15 protein-coding genes are annotated in these 22,459 nt (G+C 66.3%); 8 read left to right on the top strand and 7 right to left on the bottom strand.

The features are described from left to right. The first annotated feature begins 57 nt into the window (after positions 1-57). Positions 58-2,775, top strand: coding sequence for an aconitate hydratase AcnA (gene acnA / locus BLU17_RS28440; RefSeq protein ID WP_092004785.1), 2,718 nt, complete (start codon positions 58-60; stop codon positions 2,773-2,775). 108 nt (positions 2,776-2,883) lie between these two features. Here acnA and BLU17_RS28435 read toward each other — a convergent pair whose 3' ends face one another. Next, complete coding sequence (locus BLU17_RS28435) at positions 2,884-3,486, bottom strand: response regulator transcription factor (protein WP_092004782.1); 603 nt, start codon at positions 3,484-3,486, stop codon at positions 2,884-2,886. Positions 3,487-3,670: 184 nt separating this feature from the next. Here BLU17_RS28435 and BLU17_RS28430 point away from each other — a divergent pair, with 184 nt between their 5' ends. From BLU17_RS28430 to BLU17_RS28405, 6 genes are all read left to right on the top strand, one after another. Then, complete coding sequence (locus BLU17_RS28430) at positions 3,671-4,378, top strand: TetR/AcrR family transcriptional regulator (RefSeq protein ID WP_092004778.1); 708 nt, start codon at positions 3,671-3,673, stop codon at positions 4,376-4,378. Next, the gene (locus BLU17_RS28425; RefSeq protein ID WP_092004776.1) at positions 4,375-5,325 is read left to right on the top strand and encodes an HlyD family secretion protein; all 951 of its coding nucleotides are present in this window, start codon (positions 4,375-4,377) and stop codon (positions 5,323-5,325) included. Before BLU17_RS28430 ends, BLU17_RS28425 begins: the two co-directional genes overlap by 4 nt. Beyond that, complete coding sequence (locus BLU17_RS28420) at positions 5,322-6,287, top strand: ABC transporter ATP-binding protein (RefSeq protein ID WP_092004773.1); 966 nt, start codon at positions 5,322-5,324, stop codon at positions 6,285-6,287. Before BLU17_RS28425 ends, BLU17_RS28420 begins: the two co-directional genes overlap by 4 nt. A gap of 20 nt (positions 6,288-6,307) precedes the next feature. Continuing rightward, complete coding sequence (locus BLU17_RS28415) at positions 6,308-7,426, top strand: ABC transporter permease (protein ID WP_092004822.1); 1,119 nt, start codon at positions 6,308-6,310, stop codon at positions 7,424-7,426. Positions 7,427-7,443: 17 nt separating this feature from the next. After that, on the top strand, positions 7,444-8,910 hold the full coding sequence (locus tag BLU17_RS28410) for an efflux transporter outer membrane subunit (RefSeq protein ID WP_092004770.1): 1,467 nt from the start codon (positions 7,444-7,446) through the stop codon (positions 8,908-8,910). 126 nt (positions 8,911-9,036) lie between these two features. After that, positions 9,037-10,512, top strand: a complete 1,476-nt coding sequence (locus tag BLU17_RS28405) for an amidase (RefSeq protein ID WP_092004767.1) — start codon at positions 9,037-9,039, stop codon at positions 10,510-10,512. Between the two features lie 66 nt (positions 10,513-10,578). Here the strand turns inward: BLU17_RS28405 and BLU17_RS28400 are convergent, their stop codons facing one another. The 4 genes from BLU17_RS28400 to BLU17_RS28385 form a co-directional block, all read right to left on the bottom strand. Next, positions 10,579-11,418 (bottom strand): ABC transporter permease, encoded by an 840-nt coding sequence (locus tag BLU17_RS28400; protein ID WP_092004764.1) that lies wholly within the window; start codon positions 11,416-11,418, stop codon positions 10,579-10,581. Between the two features lie 13 nt (positions 11,419-11,431). Continuing rightward, the gene (locus BLU17_RS28395; protein WP_092004819.1) at positions 11,432-12,709 is read right to left on the bottom strand and encodes an ABC transporter permease; all 1,278 of its coding nucleotides are present in this window, start codon (positions 12,707-12,709) and stop codon (positions 11,432-11,434) included. A gap of 125 nt (positions 12,710-12,834) precedes the next feature. Continuing rightward, positions 12,835-13,878: an ABC transporter substrate-binding protein gene (locus BLU17_RS28390; RefSeq protein ID WP_092004761.1), complete on the bottom strand. Its 1,044-nt coding sequence runs from the start codon at positions 13,876-13,878 to the stop codon at positions 12,835-12,837. Positions 13,879-13,999: 121 nt separating this feature from the next. Further along, positions 14,000-15,094, bottom strand: coding sequence for an ABC transporter ATP-binding protein (locus BLU17_RS28385; protein ID WP_092004758.1), 1,095 nt, complete (start codon positions 15,092-15,094; stop codon positions 14,000-14,002). Positions 15,095-15,293: 199 nt separating this feature from the next. Here BLU17_RS28385 and pdxR point away from each other — a divergent pair, with 199 nt between their 5' ends. Then, positions 15,294-16,826: a MocR-like pyridoxine biosynthesis transcription factor PdxR gene (pdxR, locus tag BLU17_RS28380; protein WP_092004755.1), complete on the top strand. Its 1,533-nt coding sequence runs from the start codon at positions 15,294-15,296 to the stop codon at positions 16,824-16,826. Between the two features lie 32 nt (positions 16,827-16,858). On the opposite strand, the gene BLU17_RS28375 is transcribed toward pdxR, so the two are convergent. Further along, complete coding sequence (locus BLU17_RS28375) at positions 16,859-20,632, bottom strand: DUF748 domain-containing protein (protein WP_092004752.1); 3,774 nt, start codon at positions 20,630-20,632, stop codon at positions 16,859-16,861. A gap of 300 nt (positions 20,633-20,932) precedes the next feature. Continuing rightward, positions 20,933-22,387, bottom strand: a complete 1,455-nt coding sequence (locus BLU17_RS28370; protein ID WP_092004749.1) for a DUF1254 domain-containing protein — start codon at positions 22,385-22,387, stop codon at positions 20,933-20,935. Positions 22,388-22,459: the final 72 nt, after the last annotated feature.

The following is a 22,459-nucleotide window of genomic DNA, read 5'->3' as shown; positions in this document are numbered from 1 at the left end:
GCAAGCAGCAAACGTGCAGTAAAGCGTTATTTCCGCGATTAAACGAAGGAAAACACCATGGCCCACAATCTCCACAAAACGCTAAAGGAATTCGACAGCGGTTCCGGCAAAGGCAAGTTCTACTCGCTGCCGCAACTCGGCAAGCAGCTCGGCGTGAAGATCAATCGCCTGCCGGTCTCGATCCGTATCGTGCTCGAGTCCGTGCTGCGTAACTATGACGGCAAGAAGATCGCGGAAGAGCACATCGAGCAACTCGCGAACTGGAAGCCGACCGCCGCGCGCGTCGACGAAATTCCGTTCGTCGTTTCGCGCGTCGTGCTGCAGGACTTCACGGGCGTGCCGCTGCTCGCCGACATCGCCGCGATGCGCGGCGTCGCCCAGCACGTCGGCAAGGACCCGAAGGTCATCGAGCCGCTCGTGCCGGTGGATCTCGTCGTCGACCACTCGGTCCAGATCGACTACTTCCGCCAGAAGGACGCGCTCGACCTGAACATGAAGCTGGAGTTCCAGCGCAACAACGAGCGCTACCAGTTCATGAAGTGGGGGATGCAGGCGTTCGACACGTTCAAGGTCGTGCCGCCGGGCATCGGCATCGTCCACCAGGTCAACCTCGAATATCTCGCGCGCGGCGTGCACAAGAAGGCTGAAGGCGGCGACACCGTCTACTATCCGGACACGCTCGTCGGCACGGATTCGCACACGACGATGATCAACGGCATCGGCGTGGTGGGCTGGGGCGTGGGCGGCATCGAAGCGGAAGCGGGCATGCTCGGCCAGCCGGTGTACTTCCTCACGCCGGACGTCGTCGGCGTCGAGCTAAAGGGCAAGCTGCGCGAAGGCTGCACGGCCACCGACCTCGTGCTGACAATCACCGAAATGCTGCGCAAGGAGAAGGTCGTCGGCAAGTTCGTCGAGTTCTTCGGCGAAGGCACGGCCTCGCTGTCGCTGCCGGACCGCGCGACGATCGGCAACATGGCGCCGGAATACGGCGCGACCATGGGCTTCTTCCCCGTCGACGAAAAGACGATCGGCTACTTCAAGGGCACGGGCCGCACGGAAGCCGAAATCGCCGCGTTCGAGAACTACTTCAAGGCGCAGGAGCTGTTCGGCATTCCGAAGGCCGGCGACATCGACTACACGAAGACGCTGACGCTCGACCTCGGCACGGTCACGCCGTCGCTGGCCGGCCCGAAGCGCCCGCAGGACCGCATCGAAATCGGCAACGTGAAGTCGACCTTCACCGACCTGTTCTCGAAGCCGGTCGGCGAAAACGGCTTCAACAAGAAGGCCGACGACCTCGCGGCCGAGTACAAGACGACCGACGGCGTCAAGCTGCACAACGGCGACGTGCTGATCGCCGCGATCACGTCGTGCACGAACACGTCGAACCCGAGCGTGCTGCTGGCCGCCGGCCTGCTGGCGAAAAAGGCCGTGGAAGCGGGCCTCACGGTCGCGCCGCACATCAAGACCTCGCTCGCCCCGGGGTCGCGCATCGTCACGGAATACCTGACGAAGACGGGCCTCCTGCCGTATCTCTCGAAGCTCGGCTTCGAACTCGCGGCCTACGGCTGCACGACCTGCATCGGCAATGCCGGCGACCTCACGCCGGAACTGAACGAAGCCATCACGAAGAACGACGTCGTCGCGGCCGCCGTGCTGTCGGGCAACCGCAACTTCGAAGCGCGCATCCACCCGAACATCCGCGCGAACTTCCTGGCCTCGCCGCCGCTCGTCGTCGCCTACGCGATCGCGGGCAACATCACGCGCGACCTGATGACGGAACCGGTCGGCCAGGGCAAGGGCGGCAAGGACATCTACCTCGGCGACATCTGGCCGACGAGCGAGGAAGTCAACGCGCTGCTCAAGTTTGCGCTCGATGCTGACGTTTACCAGAAGAACTACAGCCAGCTCACGAAGAAGGGCGACCTGTGGAGCAAGATCGAGGGCGAGGAAGGGCAGGTCTACGACTGGCCGAAGTCGACGTACATCGCCGAGCCGCCGTTCTTCGGCAAGGAATTCTCGATGACGCCGTCGTCGGAAGTTGCCGAGATCAAGGGCGCGCGCGCACTGGGCATCTTCGGCGACTCGGTCACGACCGACCACATCAGCCCGGCGGGCTCGATCAAGGAAGATTCGCCCGCAGGCAAGTGGCTGAAGGCGAACGGCGTGCAGAAGGCCGACTTCAACAGCTACGGCTCGCGCCGCGGCAACCACGACGTGATGATGCGCGGCACCTTCGCGAACGTCCGGATCAAGAACCTGATGATCCCGGCGAAGGCCGACGGCACGCGCGTGGAAGGCGGCCTGACGATCCACCAGCCGAGCGGCGAACAGATGTCGATTTACGACGCCGCCATGAAGTACATCGACGCCGGCACGCCGACCATGGTGTTCGCCGGCGAAGAGTACGGCACGGGTTCGTCGCGCGACTGGGCAGCCAAGGGCACGCAGTTGCTGGGCGTGAAGGCCGTGGTCGCACGCAGCTTCGAGCGCATTCACCGCTCGAACCTGGTCGGCATGGGCGTTCTGCCGCTGCAGTTCAAGGGTTCGGACAGCGTTCAGTCGCTCGGCCTGACCGGCGAAGAAACGTACGACATCGAAGGCCTGACGGACGACTTCAAGCCACAACAGGACCTGACGCTCGTCATCCGCCGCAAGGATGGCAAGGAGCAGCGTATTCAGGTGCTGCTGCGCATCGACACGCCGATCGAAGTCGACTACTACAAGCACGGCGGTATTCTGCCGTTCGTGCTGCGCTCGCTGCTGGCTGCTTAAGCCTCGCGACGCAAGCCGTTTTTGCAGGTGCCGCGCCCGGCAACGGGTGCGGTCACACTTGAAGCCCGACGCAAGTCGGGCTTTTTTTTCGGCTGTATTTTTGGCGGGTCATTCGATCAGCTTGTTGAGCGACGCGAACTCGATCAGCGCGGCGAGCGACGACACGCCGAGCTTGTCGAGCACCCGCGTCTTGTAGGTGCTCACAGTCTTGTCAGACAGACCAAGACGCGCCGCAATACCCTTGTTGCTCATACCGCGCGCGAGATATTGCAGCACCTCGACTTCGCGCGGCGAAAGCCCGTTGAGCGCCACGTCGCGGCCGCCGCCGCAACTGGCCGCCGGGAAGCAGTTGTAGCCGAGCAGCACCGCCTTGACGACGCCGCACAACTCCTCGACACCGCGATTCTTGTTGACGTAGGCGCTCGCACCCGCAACGCGCGTGTGATTGGCCATGACGAGCTCGGGCTTGGCCGAGAGCACGAGAATGCGCGCTTCGGGCTGCTTCGCGCGAATTCCCCGGATGACGGAAAGGCCGTCGAGCCCGGGCAACTCGAGGTCGAGGATCACCAGGTCCGGCTGTAGTTCCTGTACGAGGCGCAGACCCTCTTCGCCGTCGCCGCACTCGCCCACCAGCTCGTACTCCGAATGCAGCACGTTGGCGAGCATCTTGAGCACGATCGGGTGATCGTCGATTACCACGATGCGTTTCATTTTTTGTTCCATGGCGGAGTGAGTATGGAGGTCCCTTCAGCGGGAATCTCACAGACTGAACGACACGCCATCCTTTTTGTATAGGAAAGGTCTGAAACGCCTTTCATCCTCCGATACTCGATCAAGGGTTAACCCGCATCGGACGATGTTTGAATTTAACTAACGCGTGAATTAAAGTAGAGCGATGGCAACCCGTTCCCGCCCCTCTTCTTCCACGCCCCGCCAGCGCGGCCGGCGCCGCGCCGACGCCGACCTCGACATGCGCGAGCGGCTGCTCGCCAGCGCCACGCAATTGTTCGGCGAGCAAGGCATCGCGGCCACCACGATGGCGCAGATTGCCGAGGCCGCCGGCGTGACATCGGCGATGGTGCATTACTACTTCACGAACCGCGAAAAGCTGCTCGACGCGGTGGTCGAGGAGCGCATCGCGCGCTCGATCGCGTTCGTATGGGAAAGCGTGGAGAGCGACGTCGCGCAAGACGCGCACGCGCTCGTCGAAGAACTGATCGCGCGGCTTTTCGACGTCACGTCGCGCATGCCCTGGCTGCCGCCGCTCTGGCTGCGCGAAATCGTCAACGAAGGCGGCTTGCTGCGCGAGCGCATGCTCAAACGGCTGCCCGTCGAGCAGTTGCAGCGCTTTGCCGCACGCGTCGGCGAGGCGCAGCGCAACGGCGCCGTCAATGCCGAACTCGAAGCGCCGCTGCTCTTCATCTCGATCCTCGCGCTCGTCATGCTGCCGCTTGCGACTTCGAAGCTCTGGCAAAGCACGCGCGGCTTTCCAAAGATCGAGCGCGAGGCGCTGCAGCGTCATGTGAGCGCGCTGCTGCGCGCCGCACTGCGGCCCGCGCCGCAGGAAAAGCGCGCAGCGAGCAGCAAGGGCGACGCGTCATGAAGCGCACGACCGCCTGCATGTGCGCCGCCGCGTTCGTTCTCGCCGCGTGTTCGAAGCACGGGCCGCCAGGATGGCAGGGTTATGCCGAAGGCGAATATGTCTATCTCGCGTCATCGCAGGCGGGCACGCTCACGCGCCTCGACGTCCAGCGCGGGCAAACCGTGGCCGCGAATGCGCCCGCCTTCGCGCTCGATTCCGTCGAAGAAACCGCCGCACGCGACGAGGCGCAGCATCGGCTCGCCGCGGCGCAACAGCAGCTTGCCGACCTGCAAACGGGCAAGCGTCCGCCCGAGGTTCGCGTAACCGAAGCGCAGCTCGCGCAGGCCGAGGCGAACGCGCACAAGGCCGCGCTCCAGCTCACGCGCGACGAAGCGCAATTGCGCGCGGGCGGCATCGCGCAGGCGCAGCTCGACGACTCGCGCGCGCAGGCCGCCTCCACCGCCGCACAGGTGCGCGAACTGCAAAATCAGGTGCGCGTGGCGAACCTGCCGGGCCGCGCTGCGCAAATCGCCGCACAGGCCGCCGAAGTCGAAGCCTCGCGCGCCTCGCTCGCGCAAGCGCAGTGGCGGCTCGACCAGAAGCGCGTGAACGTGCCGGGCGCGGGCCTCGTCTACGACACGCTCTTTCGCGTCGGCGAATGGGTGCAGGCGGGCAGTCCCGTCGTGCAGATGCTGCCGCCGCAGAACGTGAAAGTGCGCTTCTTCGTGCCCGAAACGATAGTCGGCTCGCTCGCGCCCGGCCGCAAGGTGAACGTGCGCTGCGACGGCTGTGCCGCGCAGGTCCCGGCCACCATCACGTGGATCTCGAATGCCGCCGAATACACGCCGCCCGTCATCTACAGCAACGAGAACCGCGCGAAGCTCGTCTTCATGATCGAGGCGCGGCCTTCCGCGCAAGACGCCGTGAAGCTTCATCCGGGCCAGCCGGTCGAGGTGACGCTGCAATGAGCACGGCTTCCGAGCGCAGCGGCGACTACGCCATCGACGTGCGCAATCTCAACAAGCATTTCGGCAGCAAGCACGTCGTGAACGACGTTTCGCTACGCGTGGCGCGCGGCGAGATCTTCGGCTTTCTCGGGCCGAACGGCAGCGGCAAGACCACGTCGATCCGGCTCATGTGCGGCCTGCTCACACCCGATTCCGGCTCGGGCACCTGCCTCGGCTTCGACATCCTGCGCGAGAGCGCGCAGATCAAGCGTCACGTGGGCTACATGACGCAGCGCTTCTCGTACTGGGAAGACCTGACGATCCGCGAAAATCTCGACTTCGTCGCGCGTATTTACCAGATGCCGAATCGCCGCGAAGCCGTTGACCACGCGCTCGAATCGCTCGGCCTCGCGAGCCGCGCAAACCAGCTCACGGGCGCACTCTCGGGCGGCTGGAAGCAGCGCCTCGCGCTCGCGGCCTGCATGCTGCACGAGCCCGAGCTGCTGCTGCTCGACGAGCCGACCGCGGGCGTCGACCCCACCGCCCGCCGCGACTTCTGGGAGGAGTTGCACCGGCTCGCCGCGCGCGGCATCTCGGTGCTCGTGAGCACGCACTACATGGACGAAGCGGAGCGCTGTCACAAGCTCGCTTATATCGCCTATGGCAAGCTGCTCACGCAGGGCACGGCCAGCGAGGTGATCGCCGAACAGAACCTCGAAACGTGGGCCATTCACGGCGAGCGGCTCTCCGCGCTCGCCGCGCAACTGCGCAGCGCCCCCGGCGTCGAGCAGACCGTGGTGTTCGGCTCCGCGCTGCATGCAAGCGGCCGCGACCACGCGGCGCTCGCCGCCGCCGTCGCGCGCGCCGTGGAAGGCCAGCCATTGCGTGCCGAACGCATCGACACCGGCCTCGAAGATGTCTTCATCTACCTGATGAGCTATGTTAAGGATAACTACGGTAATGCCGACGGGGTGAAGCCGTGAGCGCGGCGTTTCCGTTTTCCATGGCGCGCTGGTGGAGCATCGTGCTCAAGGAGTTCCTGCAGCTCAAGCGCGACCGCATCACGTTTGCGATGATCGTCGGCCTGCCGATCATCCAGCTTACGCTTTTCGGCTATGCGATCAATACCGACCCGAAGCACTTGCCCACGGCCATCGTCGTGCGCGAGGACAGCGTGTTCGCGCGCAGCTTCGTCGCCGGCATGCGCAATTCGGCCTACTTCGACGTGATCGAGACGATGCCCGACGAAGCCTCGGCGCGCCACGCACTCGCTCGCGGCACGGTGCAGTTCGTGTTGAGCATTCCTGTCGATTTTTCTCGCCGCCTGCTACGTGGCGAAAGACCGTCACTGCTCCTCGAAGCCGACGCGAGCGACCCCACCGCCATTACCACCGCGCTCGCGGCGCTGCCGGGACTCGTCGCGCCCGTGGCGGCAAAGGATCTCACCGGCCCGCTCGCGCACCTGAACGGCACGCCCGCCGCGTTCGACGTGCAGGTGCACAGGCTCTACAACCCGGAGGGCATCACGCAGTACAACGTCGTGCCGGGCCTGATGGGCGTGATTCTCACGATGACGATGGTGATGATGACGGGCCTCGCCATCACGCGCGAGCGCGAACGCGGCACGATGGAGAACCTGCTGGCGACGCCCGTGCTGCCCATCGAGGTAATGACCGGCAAGATCGTCCCCTATGTGGCGATCGGGCTGATCCAGGCAACCATCATCGTGCTCGCCGCGCGCTACGTGTTCCATGTGCCGTTCGCAGGCGGGCTCGTTGCGCTTTATCTGTCGGCGCTGCTTTTCATCGCCGCGAACCTTACGGTGGGCATCACGCTCTCGTCGCTCGCGCAGAACCAGTTGCAGGCCATGCAACTGACGATGTTCTACTTCCTGCCAAGCCTCCTGCTCTCGGGCTTCATGTTCCCGTTCGGCGGCATGCCGCGCTGGGCGCAATGGATCGGCAACGTGCTGCCGCTCACGTACTTCAACCGGCTCGTGCGCGGCATCCTGCTCAAGGGCAACGGCTGGACCGACCTGTGGCCCGCCGTGTGGCCGCTCGCGGCGTTCACCGTCGCGGTCATGGCGATCGCCGTGCGCTTCTACCGGCGCACGCTCGACTAGCGCAAGGCACCACGACGATGAAGCGCTTCGCACTTTCCGCCTTCGCCACGCTGCTCACGCTCGCGGGCTGCACCGTAGGCCCCGATTTCCGCACGCCCGAAGCGCCCGCGGCCACAGGCTGGACGCGCGCGGGCACACCTGCGGCAACCGCCGGCGCAGCGGGGCCCGGCGGCGGCGCGCAAACCTTCGCGACGGCCGGACACGCACCGCGCGCGTGGTGGACGCAGTTCGGCAGCGCGGAACTGGACGAACTCGTCGATCAGGCGTTGCGCGCGAGCCCCACGCTCGACTCGGCGCGCGCGAAGCTTCTCGAAGCGCGCGAGAACTACAACGCGCAAGCGGGCGCGGCGAATTTTCCGTCCGTCGATCTCAAGCTGTCCGGCACGCGCCAGAAGGTCGATCTTGCCGCCTTCGGCATCACCCAGGTGGCGAATCCGCCGCCGTTCACGCTCTATAACGCATCGGTCAGCGTGTCTTACGTTTTCGACGTATTTGGCGCGAACCGCCGCGCGCTCGAAGCCACGCTCGCCCAGGTCGACTACGCGACCTACGAACTGGAGGCCGCGCGGCTGTCCGTCGCGGCCAACGTGGTGTCCACGGCGATACGCCGCGCGTCGCTGCAACGGCAAGTCGAGCTCACGCGCAACCTTGCCGATGCGCAGGCACGCCAGCTCGAGATCGTGGAAGCGCGCCTTGCCGCCGGCGGCGTGGCGCAAACCGACGTGCGCAGCCAGCGCACGCTGCTCGCGCAAACGCGCGCGTCGCTGCCGCCGCTCGAAACGCAGCGCGACGCCGCAGAGCATCAGCTCGCTATTTTGCTGGGCGTGGCGCCCTCCAGCACGCGATTCACCGCGCAGCTCGACGCACTTTCGCTCAACACGCTGCGCCTGCCCGACACCGTCACGCTCACCCTGCCTTCCGCACTCGCGCGAGAGCGGCCCGACATACGCGCCGCCGAGGCGCTGCTGCACCAGGCGAGCGCGAACGTGGGCGTGGCGACGGCCAATCTCTATCCACAGATTTCGATTTCGGCGAGCATGGGGTCGGAGCGTACGCACATCGAAGACGTGGTCAACGGGCTGAACATCTGGAACGTGGGGCTCGGGCTGACACAACCGCTGTTTCATGGCGGCGAATTGCGCGCGAAGAAACGCGCTTCGGAAGCGGCCTACGAAGCGGCCTTCGCGGACTATCGGCAAACGGTGCTGCAAGCGTTGCAGCAGGTCGCCGACGCGCTGCGCGCGCTTCAGAACGACGCGACCGAATTGCAGGCGCGCGACGACGCTGCTCGCGAGGCACAAGCCAATGCAACGATTGCGCAAACGCGCCACGAAGCCGGCGGCGTGAGCGAATTCGCACTGATCGACACGCAACGCCAGGCACTCCAGACGATGCTGGACCGCACGCGCGCGCACGCCGACCGGCTCGCCGACACGGCCGCGCTCTATCAGGCGCTCGGCGGCGCTGCCCCGCCCGCGCCATAGCCCACGGTGCCGCGCGGCGACGCGGCAACCACGAGGCGATGGCGGCAACCATTCGTTTCCTTCCGCTTGCGCCGCGGCTGCGCGACAATGACTCTCCCTTGCTTTACCGGCAAACGAGAGACACGTATGAACCAGGCATCGCTGTCCCCCGCACAACTGTTCCCCGACGATCTCGTGGGCGCCGACGCGCTCCAGCTTTCGCAATGGATACGGCTGCGCAAGGTGTCCTGCCGCGAAGTGATGACCGCGTTTCTCGACCATATCGAGCGCGTGAACACCCCTGCCAACGCAATCGTCTCGCTGCGCGAGCGCGCCACGCTGCTCGCCGAGGCCGACGAGCGCGACGCCCGGCTCGCGCGCGGCGAGTACCTTGGCTGGATGCACGGCATGCCGCAAGCGCCGAAGGACCTCGCTGCCACGGCCGGTATTCCGTTCACGCAAGGCTCGCCGCTGTTCCGCAACGAAGTGCCGCAAGCCGACTCGCTGATGGCCGCACGCATGCGCGCGCAAGGCGCAATCTTCATCGGCAAGACCAACACGCCGGAGTTCGGCCTCGGCTCGAACACCTACAACACGGTTTTCGGCACGACACTCAACGCTTACGACCCCACGCGCAGTGCAGGCGGCAGCAGCGGCGGCACCGCCGTCGCGCTCGCGCTGCGTATGCTGCCCGTCGCCGACGGCAGCGACATGATGGGCTCGCTGCGCAATCCCGCTGGCTGGAACAACGTGTTCGGCTTTCGTCCCTCGCAAGGGCGAGTACCCTCGGTGCCCGCACACGATCTGTTCTTTCATCAGCTCGGCTATGCGGGGCCCATGGGCCGCAACGTGCCCGACCTCGCGATGCTGCTTTCCACACAGGCCGGCTACGACGCGCGGGCGCCGCTCTCCATCGCCGAAGGCCCATCACGGTTCGCGGGTTCGCTCGAACGCGACTTGGGTTGCGCGCGCATCGGTTGGCTCGGCGACTACGACGGCTATCTGCCGATGGAAGACGGCGTGCTCGCGCTCTGCGAAACGGCGCTCGATGACCTCGAGTCGATTGGCTGCAGGGTCGAGGCCGCGCGCCCCGGCTTCGCAATGGAACGGCTGTGGCAGACCTGGCTCACGCTGCGCCACTTCTCGTGCGCAGGCACGCTCGGCGCGCTCTACCGCGACCCGGAAAAGCGCGCGCGGCTCAAGCCCGAGGCGCAATGGGAAGTGGAAGGCGGTCTGAAGCTTTCGGGCGAAGATGTCTGGAACGCCACGGTCGCGCGCAGCCAGTGGTACAACGCGCTGCTCGCGCTTTTCGAGCATTACGACTACCTCGCGCTGCCGAGCGCGCAGATCTTCCCGTTCGACGCGAGCGAGCACTGGCCGAAATCGATCGCGGGCCGCACGATGGATACCTATCACCGCTGGATGGAAGTCGTGATCGGCGGCAGTCTCGCGGGCTTGCCCGTGATGAGCGTGCCCGCTGGCTTCAATGCGCAGGGCCTGCCTATGGGTCTGCAGGTGATCGGCAAGCCGCACGCGGATCTTTCCGTGCTGCAACTCGCGCACGCGTACGATCAGGCGACGCAATGGGTCAAGCGCCGTTTGCCGGCGGCGCTCGGCAAGTAAGCCGCGCCCCGCCGCGCACAAAAAGAAAGGCAGCGCCACAGCGCTGCCTTTTTCACATCGGTATCGTCACGCCTTTACCGCGCGCGCCGCATTTCTGCCGCGCAGCCATTCGAGGGCCAGCAGCAAGCCGGTGGAGAAGACGATCAGGATCGTTGCGAGCGCAGCGATGGTCGGGCTGATGTTCTCGCGTATGCCCGTGAACATCTGGCGCGGCAACGTGGTCTGATCGGCGCCCGCGAGGAAGAGCGTCACGACCACTTCGTCGAACGACGTAGCGAACGCGAACAGTGCGCCCGAAATCACGCCGGGCGCGATCACGGGCAACGTGATGCGGAAGAATGTCGTCACCGGATTCGCGCCGAGCGAAAGGCTCGCACGCACGAGGTTGTGATTGAAGCCTTGCAGCGTGGCGGCGACCGTGGTCACGACGAACGGCACGCCAAGCGCCGCGTGCGCGAGGATCAGCCCGAGATACGTATTGGCGAGACCGAGCGGCGCAAAGAACAGATACATGCCCACGCCCACCACGACCACGGGCACGATCATCGGCGAGATGAGCACGGCCATGAGCAGCGCCTTGCCGCGAAAATCGGCCTTCGTGATGCCGATGGCCGCGAGCGTGCCGAGCACGGTCGCCACGAACGTCGCGGCCGGCCCCACGATAAAGCTGTTCTTCGCGGCCATGCGCCATTCGTCGGACATCACGAGATTCTGATACCAGCGCAACGACCAGCCCGGAATCGGATAAACGAGGAACGTGCTCGACGAAAACGAGAGCGGCACGATCGCGAGCACGGGCAGGATCAGATACAGCAGCGTGAGTACGACGAGCGCGCGCAGCGCGAAGTACCACACGCGTTCGGCGGCCGACGTATGCGGCGCAAAAAGCGGCTTGGCGAATTTCATGATCGCGCCTCCCTCAGCCGAGGCTCAATTGTGTGCGCGTGAAGCGCCCGTAGACGAAATACAGCACCGTGGTCGCCGCGAGCAGCAGCGCGCCGAGCGCGCAGGCCATGCCCCAGTTGATCGACACGTTCGTGAAGTACGCCACGTAGTAGCTGACCATCTGGTCGCTCGGGCCGCCGAGCAGCGCCGGCGTAATGTAGTAGCCAATCGAGAGAATGAACACGAGCAGCACACCCGCGCCCACGCCCGGGTAGGTTTGCGGCACGTACACGCGCCAGAAGGCCGCGAACGGATGGCTGCCGAGCGACACCGCCGCGCGCTGATAAGTGGGCGGAATCGACTTCATCACGCTATAGAGCGGCAACACCATGAACGGCAGCAGAATGTGCGTCATGGAGATATAGACACCCACGCGGTTGAACAGCAGCGCGAGCGGGTGCGAGATGAGACCCGTGCCGAGCAGCGCCCTGTTGACGAGGCCCTCGCCCTGCAAGATCACGATCCACGCGGCCACGCGCACGAGAATCGACGTCCAGAACGGAATCAGCACGAGAATCATCGCGAGATTCGCGCGGCGCTCGGAGAGCGTCGAGATCCAGTACGCGAGCGGATAGCCGAGCAACAGGGCGAACACCGTCACGAACACGCTGATGACGAACGTGCGCGCGAACACTTCCAGGTAGATCTGCTGATCCGGATCGGCGGCCACGATGCGGCCGAACGCGTCCTGACGATGATCGAGCGACGCGAGCAGATAGAACGGCGAGTAGCGCGAGCTGTTCTTCGCGATGGCCTGCCAGTAGGCGACGTCGTTCCAGCGATCGTCGAGATCGACGATTTTGGCGCGCGTTTGCGCGGGCGTGAGCGTGAGCGGCTTGCCCTCGTCGTCGGCGAGCGGCATGGCGCGCGCGGTCTTCGCGACGAGCGAGCGAAAGCCCGCGATCTCGACGTTCAGGCGGCGCGCCAGGGCGCCCATGGCATCGCCGTCCTGGACCGCGGTGAGGTCCTGCGCGAGCGCCGCGTAGGCCGCGTCGGGCGGCGCGCTCTTGCGGTCCCAGCCGCGCAGCGCGGCGATCGTGTGCGGCAGCGCCGTCGCCACTTCGGGGTTCTGTACCGCGCGCGTAAGCAGCGCCGCGATCGGCACGACAAAAATCAGCAATAGAAATATCGCGAGCGGCGCGATCAGCATGAGCGCCATCGTGCGCTTCTTCGCCTGCGCCACGCGCAGTTCGCGCTTCAGGCGCGCGGTTTCTTCGCGTGCTGCGCCGCCTACGTTGGTCACGGTTGTCATCGTGGTCACACCAGTCTCCTGTCGACCAGCGTTAGCGCTCCGGCGCTTACCCTGGTCCCATGCCGCATCATCTCCACCATGCTGCGAAACGCTCCGGCGCGTGCGCCGGAGCGTCTGCGTCATGCTTACTTCGCGGCCCAAGAAGCGAAGCGCTGCTCCAGCTCGTCGCCGTGGTCGGTCCAGAACGTGAGGTTCTGCTGCACCGCGTTCTTGCCGTTCGCCGGCGAGTTCGGCAGATTGGAGAGCGTCTTCGCGTCGAGCGCCTTGATCGCGTTCGCGTTCACCGGGCCGTAGGCGATGCGTTGCGCGTATTCCTGCTGCGGCTTCGGCGAAAGCGTGTAGGCGATGTACTGCTCGGCCAGCGCCTTGTTCGGCGCGCCCTTCGGGATCGCCCAGTAGTCGAGGTCATAAATGCTGCCGTTCCACACCACCTTGAGGTTCTTGCCCTCGCGCTGCGCGGCGTCGATACGGCCGTTGTACGCCGTGGACATCACCACGTCGCCGGCCACGAGGAATTGCGGCGGCTGCGCGCCTGCCTCCCACCACTGGATGTTCGGCTTCAGTTCGTCGAGCTTCTTGAACGCGCGATCCTGGCCGGCTTTCGTCGAGAGGACCTTGTAGACGTCCTGCGGCGGCACGCCGTCGGCCATCAGCGCGAACTCCAGGTTGTACTGAGCACCCTTGCGCATGCCGCGCTTGCCCGGGAATTTCTTCACGTCCCAGAAGTCGGCCCAGCTCGTGGGCGCGGTCTTGAGCTTGTCGGCGTTATAGGCGAGCGCCGTGGACCAGACGAAGAAGCCCGCGCCGCAGGGCTGCTGCGCCGCCTTCATGAAGTCGCCCTTGTTGCCGAGCTTGGCCCAGTCGAGCTTCTCGTAGAGGCCTTCGTCGCAGCCGCGCGCGATGTCGCCGGTTTCCACTTCGACCACGTCCCAGTCCACGTGCTTCGCGTCGACCATGGCTTTCACCTTGGCCTGCTCGCCGTTGTATTCGACAGCGGTGATCTTGTTGCCCGTTTGCGTCTGGAACGGCTCGTTGAAGGCCGCCTTCTGCGCGTTGCCGTTGGCGCCGCCGAAGTTCACGACGGTCAGCTCCGCGGCATGCGCCACGCCGAACGAGAGTGCGAGCGCGGCCGCGGCCGCTACAACGCGCATGTTGCCGATCTGCTTCATGGTAGTCCCTTCTCCTTGGTGGTTTGTCTTGCCGGGCCCTTCGATACGAGAGACGTGGCCCGATCGTCGAGACGCCTTGCCGGGCGCGGCGCGCGCGTGCCGTGCGCCGCGCCCGCGCGCCTCATGCGAACACGCGCAGATGCTCCGGCGCGAACTCGAGTGCGACCGGCTGACCGGGCGCGAAGCCTTGGAGCACCTCGGTGCCGAGCGGCACTTTCACGAAGCACTCGTCCTGCTGGGGCAGACCGCAGCGCATGCGCACGTGGTCGCCGAAATAGATGAGGCCGCGCGCCTCGCCCGCCAGCGCATTCGCGCCGTTGCGCGCCGCGCCGTTCGCCGCCAGCTTCATGCGCTCGGGGCGAATGCAGGCGATGGCGCTCGAGCCCGCCTGCGCGCCCGCCACGTTGCGACCCTTGAGACGCGTGCCGTCGGCGAGATGAATTTCGCAGTACTCGCCGTCCACGGCGGCGATGGTGCCGCGCAGCCGGTTGCTGTCGCCGATGAAGTTCGCCACGAACTCGTTGCACGGAGACTCGTAGAGACGATCGACGCTATCGAGCTGCTGCACGATGCCCTTGTCGAACACGGCCACGCGGTCCGACATCGTGAGCGCCTCGCCCTGGTCGTGCGTGACGTAGACGAACGTCACGCCAAGCTTTTCGTGCAGCGATTTCAGTTCGTACTGCATATGTTCGCGCAACTGCTTGTCGAGCGCGCCGAGCGGCTCGTCCATCAGCACGAGTTTCGGCTGGAAAACGAGCGCGCGGGCGAGCGCGATGCGCTGCTGCTGGCCACCCGAAAGCTGCGCGGGATAGCGCTTCGCAAAGCCTTCCATGCGCACCATCTTGAGCGCGTCGTTCACGCGCTGCGCGCGCTCGGCCGTGGGCACCTTGCGCACGCCGAGCGGATACGCCACGTTCTGTTCGACCGTGAGATGCGGAAATAGCGCGTAGTTCTGAAACACCATGCCGATGTCGCGCTTGTGCGGCGGCACGTTGTTGAGCAGCTTGCCTTCCAGGCGAATCTCGCCGCCGGTGGGAAACTCGAAGCCGGCGAGCATCATCAGGCAGGTGGTCTTGCCCGAACCGGACGGGCCGAGCAGTGTCAGGAATTCCCCCTGATAAATATCGAGGTCAAGTTGTTTGACGACCAGCGTTTCGCCGTCATAGGTCTTGCGCACGCCGCGAAAGCTGACGATCACGTCCGAGGTCTTCATCGCCCTGTCTCCTTACCTTTCCCCATCGGGTTTGTGCGGCGGCCCGTTCATGGCGGAAACCGCCAGCGTGCCGCCTGCCGGTTCCGTCTCGATCAAATAAATTCTGACCGAGGCATTAACCGGAACTGACGTGCGAATTACTATAGATGGTCACGGCTCTATCCCATGGAGCCATTTCATTATTCTTGATGGAACCACTTTGGCCATGGTCATCCTGTCCGAATGGCTCGCGGCGCAACTCGACAAGGAAAGCGCCGAACCCGCCTACCGCCAGTTGCTGCAGCTCATGCAGCAGGCCATCCTGACGGGGCGGCTCGCGCCTGGCTCGAAACTACCCAGCTCGCGCACGCTCGCGGGCGACCTCGGCGTGGCGCGCAACACCGTGCTGCACGTCTACGATCAGTTGAGCGCCGAAGGCTACGTGCTCTCGACCACGGGCAGCGGCACCTACGTGGCGGACACGCGCCCCGACTGCGCCGCCGTGAGCACGCCCGCGGCCGCCGACGATTCCGCCGGCGACGAAAACGGCGCAGGCGCCGCCTTCCCGCGCGGCGACATGTCGATTCGCGGCCAACGGCTCATCGACGAAGCGGGCGTTTCGGCGAAGCAGTGGGGCGCGTTCATGCCGGGCGTGCCCGACGTGGCCGAGTTTCCGGCGCGCACGTGGAGCCGCCTGCAGGCGCGGCTATGGAAGTCGGCGAACCATGGTTTGCTTACCTACGCGCCGGGCGGCGGCTACCGGCCGCTGCGGCGCGCGCTTTCCGACTATTTGCGCGTGGCGCGCTCGGTGCGCTGCACGCCGGACCAGATCATCATCACGACCGGCATCCACCAGTCGATCGATCTGGCCGTGCGTCTGCTCGCCGACTACGGCGACATCGCGTGGGTGGAGGAGCCGTGCTACTGGGGCGCGCGCAGTGTGTTGCGAGCGTCGGGGCTGAAGCTCGCGCCCGTTCCCGTCGATGCCGAAGGCCTCAACCCGCGCGAACAGGACCTGCGCGAACCGCCGCGCATCGCGCTCGTCACGCCCTCGCATCAGTATCCGCTCGGCATGGTGATGAGCCTCGCCCGCCGCCGCACGCTGCTCGAATACGCGCGCCAGCACAAGGTGTGGATCATCGAGGACGACTACGACAGCGAGTTCCGCTATGGCAGCCGGCCGCTCGCGTCGCTCCAGGGGCTCGACGACTCGGGCCGCGTGATTTACGTGGGCAGCCTCGGCAAGCTTCTGTTTCCGGGCCTGCGCATTGGCTACATGGTCGTGCCCGAACGGCTCGCGGCCATGTTTCGCACCGGCGTGGCGGAACTTTACCGCGAAGGGCAGCTCATGCAGCAGGCCGTGCTCGCGGAGTTCATCATGGACGGCTATCTCACCTCGCACGTGCGCCGCATGCGCATGCTTTACGGCGAGCGGCGCCAGTTGCTGATCGACGCGGTGACGAGTCATTTCGGCGACGCGCTGCCGGTCATGGGCGACGAGGCGGGCCTCCATTTCGTACTGGGCCTGCCCGACCACGCCGACGATCGCGCCATCGCCGCGGCCGCCTACGACGCAGGTGTGATCGTGCGTCCGCTCGCCGCTTATTACAGCGTGCGCCAGGAGCTCAAAGGATTGCTAACGGGTTATGCGTGCGTGCCGCACGAAGAAATCGAGCCGGCGTTCGCGACGCTCGCCCAGGTGATAGAAACGCACGCGTTCGCCAAACCGCAAAAACAACGGCGCGCCGGATAAACCCGAACGCGCCGCCACGGTGCAGCGCGCCTCTACTTCAGCCCGAAATCCACGCGCGTGGTGGCGCCCTTGTCGTCGATGCCCTTCGCGTCCAGCTTCGGCGCGACGACGAATACGCGGTCCGGATCGACCTTGCCCTCGAAATACTGCTGCACCGCCTGCGCACGCCGCTGCGCGAGGTCGCGCAAGGTCGCGTCGTCCACGCTCGCATGGTCGGCGAGCGCCTGCTTCATGTCGTCCACGGGCAGCGCCTTCGTGAAGCCGATCATGTTGCGCGGCTTCTTGAAGTCCGCGGACTTGTAGACCTTGGTGAGGTACTTCTCATACTCCTTGCCGTCCACCTTGACCTGCGAGGTATCGACGCTCTCGCCGTTGCCCACCGTGTCCTTCACCTTCTCGAGACGCACGAGCTGGTCCACGTACTGCTCGCGCAGCGCGGGCGTGTCCACGGCCGGATCGACGCGGCCGATCAGGTCGATCTTGACGGAGGGCTTGTCGTCGAGCGCCTTCGCGATGGTGTCGAGCTTCTTCTGGTCCGCGTCGGTGAGCGTGGCGGTGCCCGGCGCGAACTCGACGTAGCCCAGCTCCTCGCCGCCGCCGCCGAACGCGTTGGCGAGCAGGGAAAACGGCGCCGTCACCGCCTTCGCGATGAGGTTGAGCACAGCCTTCCAGATCAGGCCGCCCAGGCTGAACTCGGGATTCGAGAGCGAGCCCGACACGGGAATGTTCACATCGATTTCGCCGCGCCGGTTCTTGAGCAGCGAGATCGCGAGACGCACCGGCAGCTTCGTGGCCGTGTCGTTGTCGACGTGGTCGCCGAACGTGAGCTGGTCGATGAATATGTGGTTGTTCGCCGTGAGCTGGTCGTTCGCGAGCTGATAGTGCAGGTCGACGTTGAGCTTGCCCTTCGTGATCGGGTAGCCCGCGTACTTCGCCGAGTACGGCGTGAGGTTCGTGAGCTCGATGTCATGCGCGCTCGCTGTGAGGTCGAGCGAAGGCTTCTCGATGAGCGGATTGACCGAGCCCTTGATCGTGATGGGCCCGTTCGCGGCGAGCTTCGCGGTGACGTCCACCGGCGCCGGCGTGGTCGATTCCGTGCCGAACGCGCCCACCGTGCCCTGGATCTGCACGAGATCGGCCGTGTAGTTCGGCTTGATGAAGTTGTCGGTGTAGTTCACGCGGCCGCCTTGCAGCACCAGTTCGCCGAAATGCAGGCGCACGGGATGCTTCGGCGCCTGCGCGGCCTCCACCGTCGGCGGCGCGGAAGCCGCCGCGGGCGCGGAAGCGGCCACGGCTTGCTGCGGCGCGCTCGCGGCCTGGGGCGAGAGCGGCACGGGCTCGAGGCCGCCGCGGCGCGCCGCGCTCGTGTCCTGCGTGAGCGACTGCGCCTCGCCGCTTTGATGCGCGACCACGTCCTTGAGATTGAGCTTGCCTTGCGCGTCGAGCAGCACGCGACCATAGAAGCCGGCGAAGGTCACACGGCTCGCATCCACGTCGGTGCCACGCGTTTCGTCGTAGGTCGCCTTCAGGTTCGTGAGCGCGAGCGAGCGCCAGCCCGCGAACGGGCCCGAGGTCGCCTTGTCGAGCATGCGCACGTCCACGAGCGCCGCGTTGCCGCGATAGTTCGCCTTGAGCGCCTTGCCCTGCTCCACCGCGAGCTGCCCGTTCATGTTGAGCAGCGCGCTCGCCACCACCGCGTTGAGCTGGTTGCCGAAGTAAGGCTCGAAAGCGGCCGCGTCGAGGCGGTTCGCGTCGATCTTCAGTTGCGCCGCGAGCGGCGTGGGCTTCACCTTGCCGCTCAGCGCCAACGTGCCCTTGCGATTGACGGTCGCCTTCAGGTCGATCGGCAGCGGGTGACCCAGATCGTCGCTGATCTGCTGGATCTTCAGGTCGAGCGGCGCGATGGCGAGCTTCACCGGGCGCGGCGTCGAATTGTCCGTGACGTTGATCGCGCCGTTGCTCAACGTCAGCGCGTCGATCGTGTAGCGCCAGGCAGGCCCTTCCTGCACCGACTTCTGCGCCGCGTGAATCGCCGTGCGCTCAGGCGCCGCACGATGCGTGGAGGCGAGCTGCGCGAGGTCGATCTTGCCGTCCTTCTGGCGCCCGGCGTTCACCACGAGGCCGGTCACGTCCACCGAGGCGATCTGCGCCTTGCGCGCCGCGACATCCACGCCGCTCACCTGCACCGTGCCCTGGGCGAGCGAGATGGCGGGCGCCTTCGTGCCGCGCGTCGCGATCTTGAGCGACTCGAGCCCGAGCGTGCTCTGGCCGACCTGCACGGCGGCGGGCTGCCGGGCCCAGTCGGCCGTGAGCGTGGACGTGAGGTTCAGCTTGCCGTCGACGATCTGCGCGCCGGTGAGATTGTCGATATACGGTTGCACCTGCGGCAGCGCCACGGACTGAAGCGCGATGTTGACCTGCGCATTCTTGCCCGCAAGGCTGAACGTGCCCGACGCCTTGATCGCGCCGCCGTCGCTCGCGCTGGTCGCGAACGTGAAAGGCGCGCCCGCCTTCGCCGTGGTCGAGAAGTTCGCGAGCGTGGTGGAAAGCTGACTCAATTGGACGCTCACCGGTCGCGCCGGCACCGCGTCGTCCACGTGCACCGTGCCGTTCGTGAGCGCGAACTGGCGGATCGAGAGATCGAACGGCGCGTGCTTCGCAACGGCCGGTGCCGCCTGGGCCGTTGCGGCGACCGAAGCGCCCGAAGCCGGCGTGGCGCTCGCGGCCGGGTTCGCGGCCGGCGCGCCCATCAGCTTCTCGATGCTCAGCACGCCTTGCTTGTCGCGCGCGATCCACAGCGCAGGCGCGTCGAGGCGAATGTCGTCGAAGCGATACACGTTGCCGAACGGTTCGAGCGAAGCCGCCGCCACATGCAGGCTGCGCGCGCCGAACAACGGCGCGGCGGCGTTGTCGGTGGTGTCGAGATCGTTCAGGTCGGTCGTGCCCGAAACGCGCAGTGCCGGCTTCTCGCCCGACATCACGAAGTCGAGCTTGAGGTTGGTCGAGAGCTTGCCGCTCTTCACCGTGACCGGCAGCTTCGTGGGCGCGTAGGTGAGGAGCCTCGGCACGTCGAGATCGGTCAGACGCAACTCGACTTCCGACTCGCGCGACGCGGAGAACGGCTTCGTCTTGCCGTCGATCGCCAGCGTGCTCGCGCCGTCGATGCGCGCGCGCAGCATTGGCTGGACGAAAATTTCTGTCTTCGAAGGCAGCGTGGCGATGAACGGAATGCCGAGCGACCAGCGGTCGATCACGTGCTTTTCGTTGAGCAGGCGATCGTCGAAAGTGATCTGGCCGTTTTCGACGCGGATGTTCGAGACCGAGAACGGCGTGGGCTTGCTGTTCGGCCTGGAGGGCGTCGAGAACTTCTCGACGAGGTCGGAGAAGTTGAAGTGCTGCGCGTCGAGCCGCACGATCGTGGCGCGCGGCGAGTCGAGCCGCAGTTCGTCGACGATGGGCGCGGCGCGAAAGATCGACGACCACGAAGCCTGCACGACGGCGCGCGAAACGTCGAGGAATTCCCCCTTGCCGCCGCGCTCGCCGATATGCAGGCGATCCGCTTCGAGGCGCAGCGTATACGGATTGAGCGCGATGCGGCCGATCGTGACAGGCCGGTCGAGCTGCTTGCTCAACTGCTGCTCGGCCACGTGGCGAATGACGGGCGGCGCGGCGAAGAAGCCCAGCAGGCCGAACACGACGAGAAAGATGAGGACGCCCGTGAGGATGCGCCGGGTGCGGGGCGCACGCGCGACGGCGCGCACCGATTGCAAGGAGGAGTTGAGCGACGTTTTGTTGAGGCTTGCCATGCTTGCTTGCGGATGACGCGGCAACAGGCCCGCCGCGGAATGTGGGTCTGGAGTCGGGGATCCGGGGATGCCGACACGCGAAAGTATAGGCCCGATAGAAGGAGGGACGGCGCGAAAACGCCTGTTCGGGCACAGAAATTGGTAACGATCGGAAACCGCGGCGGGGCATGCGTCATGGACGTTGCGCCGTGCATGAAAACTCGCCCTGCGGTCGCTTGCCGGGCGCCCCCCGTGTGGGACGCGCTTTCCGGAGCAGTAAAACGGCGGCGCGACGCGGAATGCGTGCGCGCCGCTTCGTTCTTACTGCCGCTCGACGGCGGGCGGCTGCCAGCTGCCGTCGGTCGCCTGCGGCTTCGGCGCATAGAGCCGCATCACGAGGCGGAAGTCGCCATGCGGCGCGGGTACCCAGTTCGCACCGCCGCGCGGCCGCTGCGCGCTCACGTGCACGTCGAGCGAGCCGTCGCGGTTGCGCCGCGCACCGCTGCGCTCGCCGAACGCCACGCGCACGGGCGCGTCGGCGTCGAGCGCGCCGTCGCTCGTATAGGCCGTGATCGACCAGAAACCGCGCACCGGCGGCAACTGCTTCGCGGTGAAGTGGATCGTGTAGCGGTTCGCACCGTTCAGTTGGTGGCCGTCGCTGTCCTGTCTCACGCGCGCGCGCACTTCGTCGCGGCTCGTCGGCAACCCCGGCGAGGTATAAGCCGCGTAGGCGCGCAGCGCGTAGTCGGGACCGTAGTTGCCCGCGTCGTCGCCCACCCAGAGCCAGCCGTTGCCGGCCAGCAGGTTGGGCGGCGGCGTCGCGATGCGCGCGCGGCCGTCAGCGAGGCCCGCCTTCACGACCGCGGCGTCCTTCGCCCCCGAGGGCAGTTGTGCCGGGTCGCCCGCGCGCACGCCGATGTCGCCGAGAATCTTGAGCGCGTGCGGGTCGTCGGGCGTGGGCGGGTTGTCTTCCAGCGCCTGCGCGAGACGATCGAAAAAGCCGTTCGCGTCGAGCGTCGCGACTTGCGCCGCCGGCGTGCCCGGCGCGGCTGGGTCGCCGCTCTGCGTGGCGCCGCCCGGCTCGTCGCCGCGCGCGCCGCGGGCGCCGCCTTTGCCGTGTGCGGCGCGATCGTCCCAGGCGGAGAGCGGCGTGACCTGCAGGCCGTGCTGCAGCCGGCGCACGGCCGCGAGGTCGCCGCCGCCGCGCGTCTGGATGCGCGCGAGGAACCACACGTAGCGCGTCGTCACCTCCACGCTCTTCACGCGCGCAGGCAGCGCGCCCTTCCAGCCGACCGGGACGAATGCAATCGTTTGCGTCTTCATGCCGCCGACACGCTCGCCGGTTTGCGCAGCGCCCGTTGACCAGACGACGTTCGTCCACATGTCGAGCGCGCGCGCGTCCATGTAGCGCCCATGCGTGTCGGGCAGCGTGACGAGCACCGGCTCGCGTGAAACGTCGAGCCAGCCGCTCGAAGCAAGCGCGTCGAGATTGGGTTCGGGCGGACTCGATGCCCCGACGGGCGGCAGCGACTGCGCGTGGCGCAGCGTGTTCGTCGCGGCCTGGCCGGGCCCGTTGCCGGTGGCGGCCTCGCGCGACACGTCCATGAGCACGAGCGGATAGCCGAAAACGTAAGAGTCGGAGACTTCGTCCTTCATCCAGCCGTTGCTCTTCGGCGCCGCGCCCTCGGGCGCCGAGGCGCATCCGGCGATCAGTGCGAGGCATGCAAGCGCGGAACAGCTACGGTACAAAGAGAACTCTCGATGTATTGTTGTCATTTGTTGATTGTGTGCGATGCAGGCGGTCCATGAAGTGACGTCGACCGGCCACCGACGCCGCGCGCGGGCCCC

Source organism: Paraburkholderia lycopersici, assembly GCF_900096975.1.
Classification (GTDB): Bacteria; Pseudomonadota; Gammaproteobacteria; order Burkholderiales; family Burkholderiaceae; genus Paraburkholderia; species Paraburkholderia lycopersici.
The sequence above is the reverse complement of the archived record's forward strand: the minus strand, read 5'-3'. Positions and strand labels throughout refer to the sequence as shown.

Bases quoted from the DNA above. Each gene is read 5' to 3' on its own strand.
- acnA (WP_092004785.1), top strand. From the start codon at position 58: ATGGCCCACAATCTCCACAAAACGCTAAAGGAATTCGACAGCGGTTCC.
- BLU17_RS28435 (WP_092004782.1), bottom strand. From the start codon at position 3,486: ATGAAACGCATCGTGGTAATCGACGATCACCCGATCGTGCTCAAGATG.
- BLU17_RS28430 (WP_092004778.1), top strand. From the start codon at position 3,671: ATGGCAACCCGTTCCCGCCCCTCTTCTTCCACGCCCCGCCAGCGCGGC.
- BLU17_RS28425 (WP_092004776.1), top strand. From the start codon at position 4,375: ATGAAGCGCACGACCGCCTGCATGTGCGCCGCCGCGTTCGTTCTCGCC.
- BLU17_RS28420 (WP_092004773.1), top strand. From the start codon at position 5,322: ATGAGCACGGCTTCCGAGCGCAGCGGCGACTACGCCATCGACGTGCGC.
- BLU17_RS28415 (WP_092004822.1), top strand. From the start codon at position 6,308: ATGGCGCGCTGGTGGAGCATCGTGCTCAAGGAGTTCCTGCAGCTCAAG.
- BLU17_RS28410 (WP_092004770.1), top strand. From the start codon at position 7,444: ATGAAGCGCTTCGCACTTTCCGCCTTCGCCACGCTGCTCACGCTCGCG.
- BLU17_RS28405 (WP_092004767.1), top strand. From the start codon at position 9,037: ATGAACCAGGCATCGCTGTCCCCCGCACAACTGTTCCCCGACGATCTC.
- BLU17_RS28400 (WP_092004764.1), bottom strand. From the start codon at position 11,418: ATGAAATTCGCCAAGCCGCTTTTTGCGCCGCATACGTCGGCCGCCGAA.
- BLU17_RS28395 (WP_092004819.1), bottom strand. From the start codon at position 12,709: ATGACAACCGTGACCAACGTAGGCGGCGCAGCACGCGAAGAAACCGCG.
- BLU17_RS28390 (WP_092004761.1), bottom strand. From the start codon at position 13,878: ATGAAGCAGATCGGCAACATGCGCGTTGTAGCGGCCGCGGCCGCGCTC.
- BLU17_RS28385 (WP_092004758.1), bottom strand. From the start codon at position 15,094: ATGAAGACCTCGGACGTGATCGTCAGCTTTCGCGGCGTGCGCAAGACC.
- BLU17_RS28375 (WP_092004752.1), bottom strand. From the start codon at position 20,632: ATGGCAAGCCTCAACAAAACGTCGCTCAACTCCTCCTTGCAATCGGTG.
- BLU17_RS28370 (WP_092004749.1), bottom strand. From the start codon at position 22,387: ATGACAACAATACATCGAGAGTTCTCTTTGTACCGTAGCTGTTCCGCG.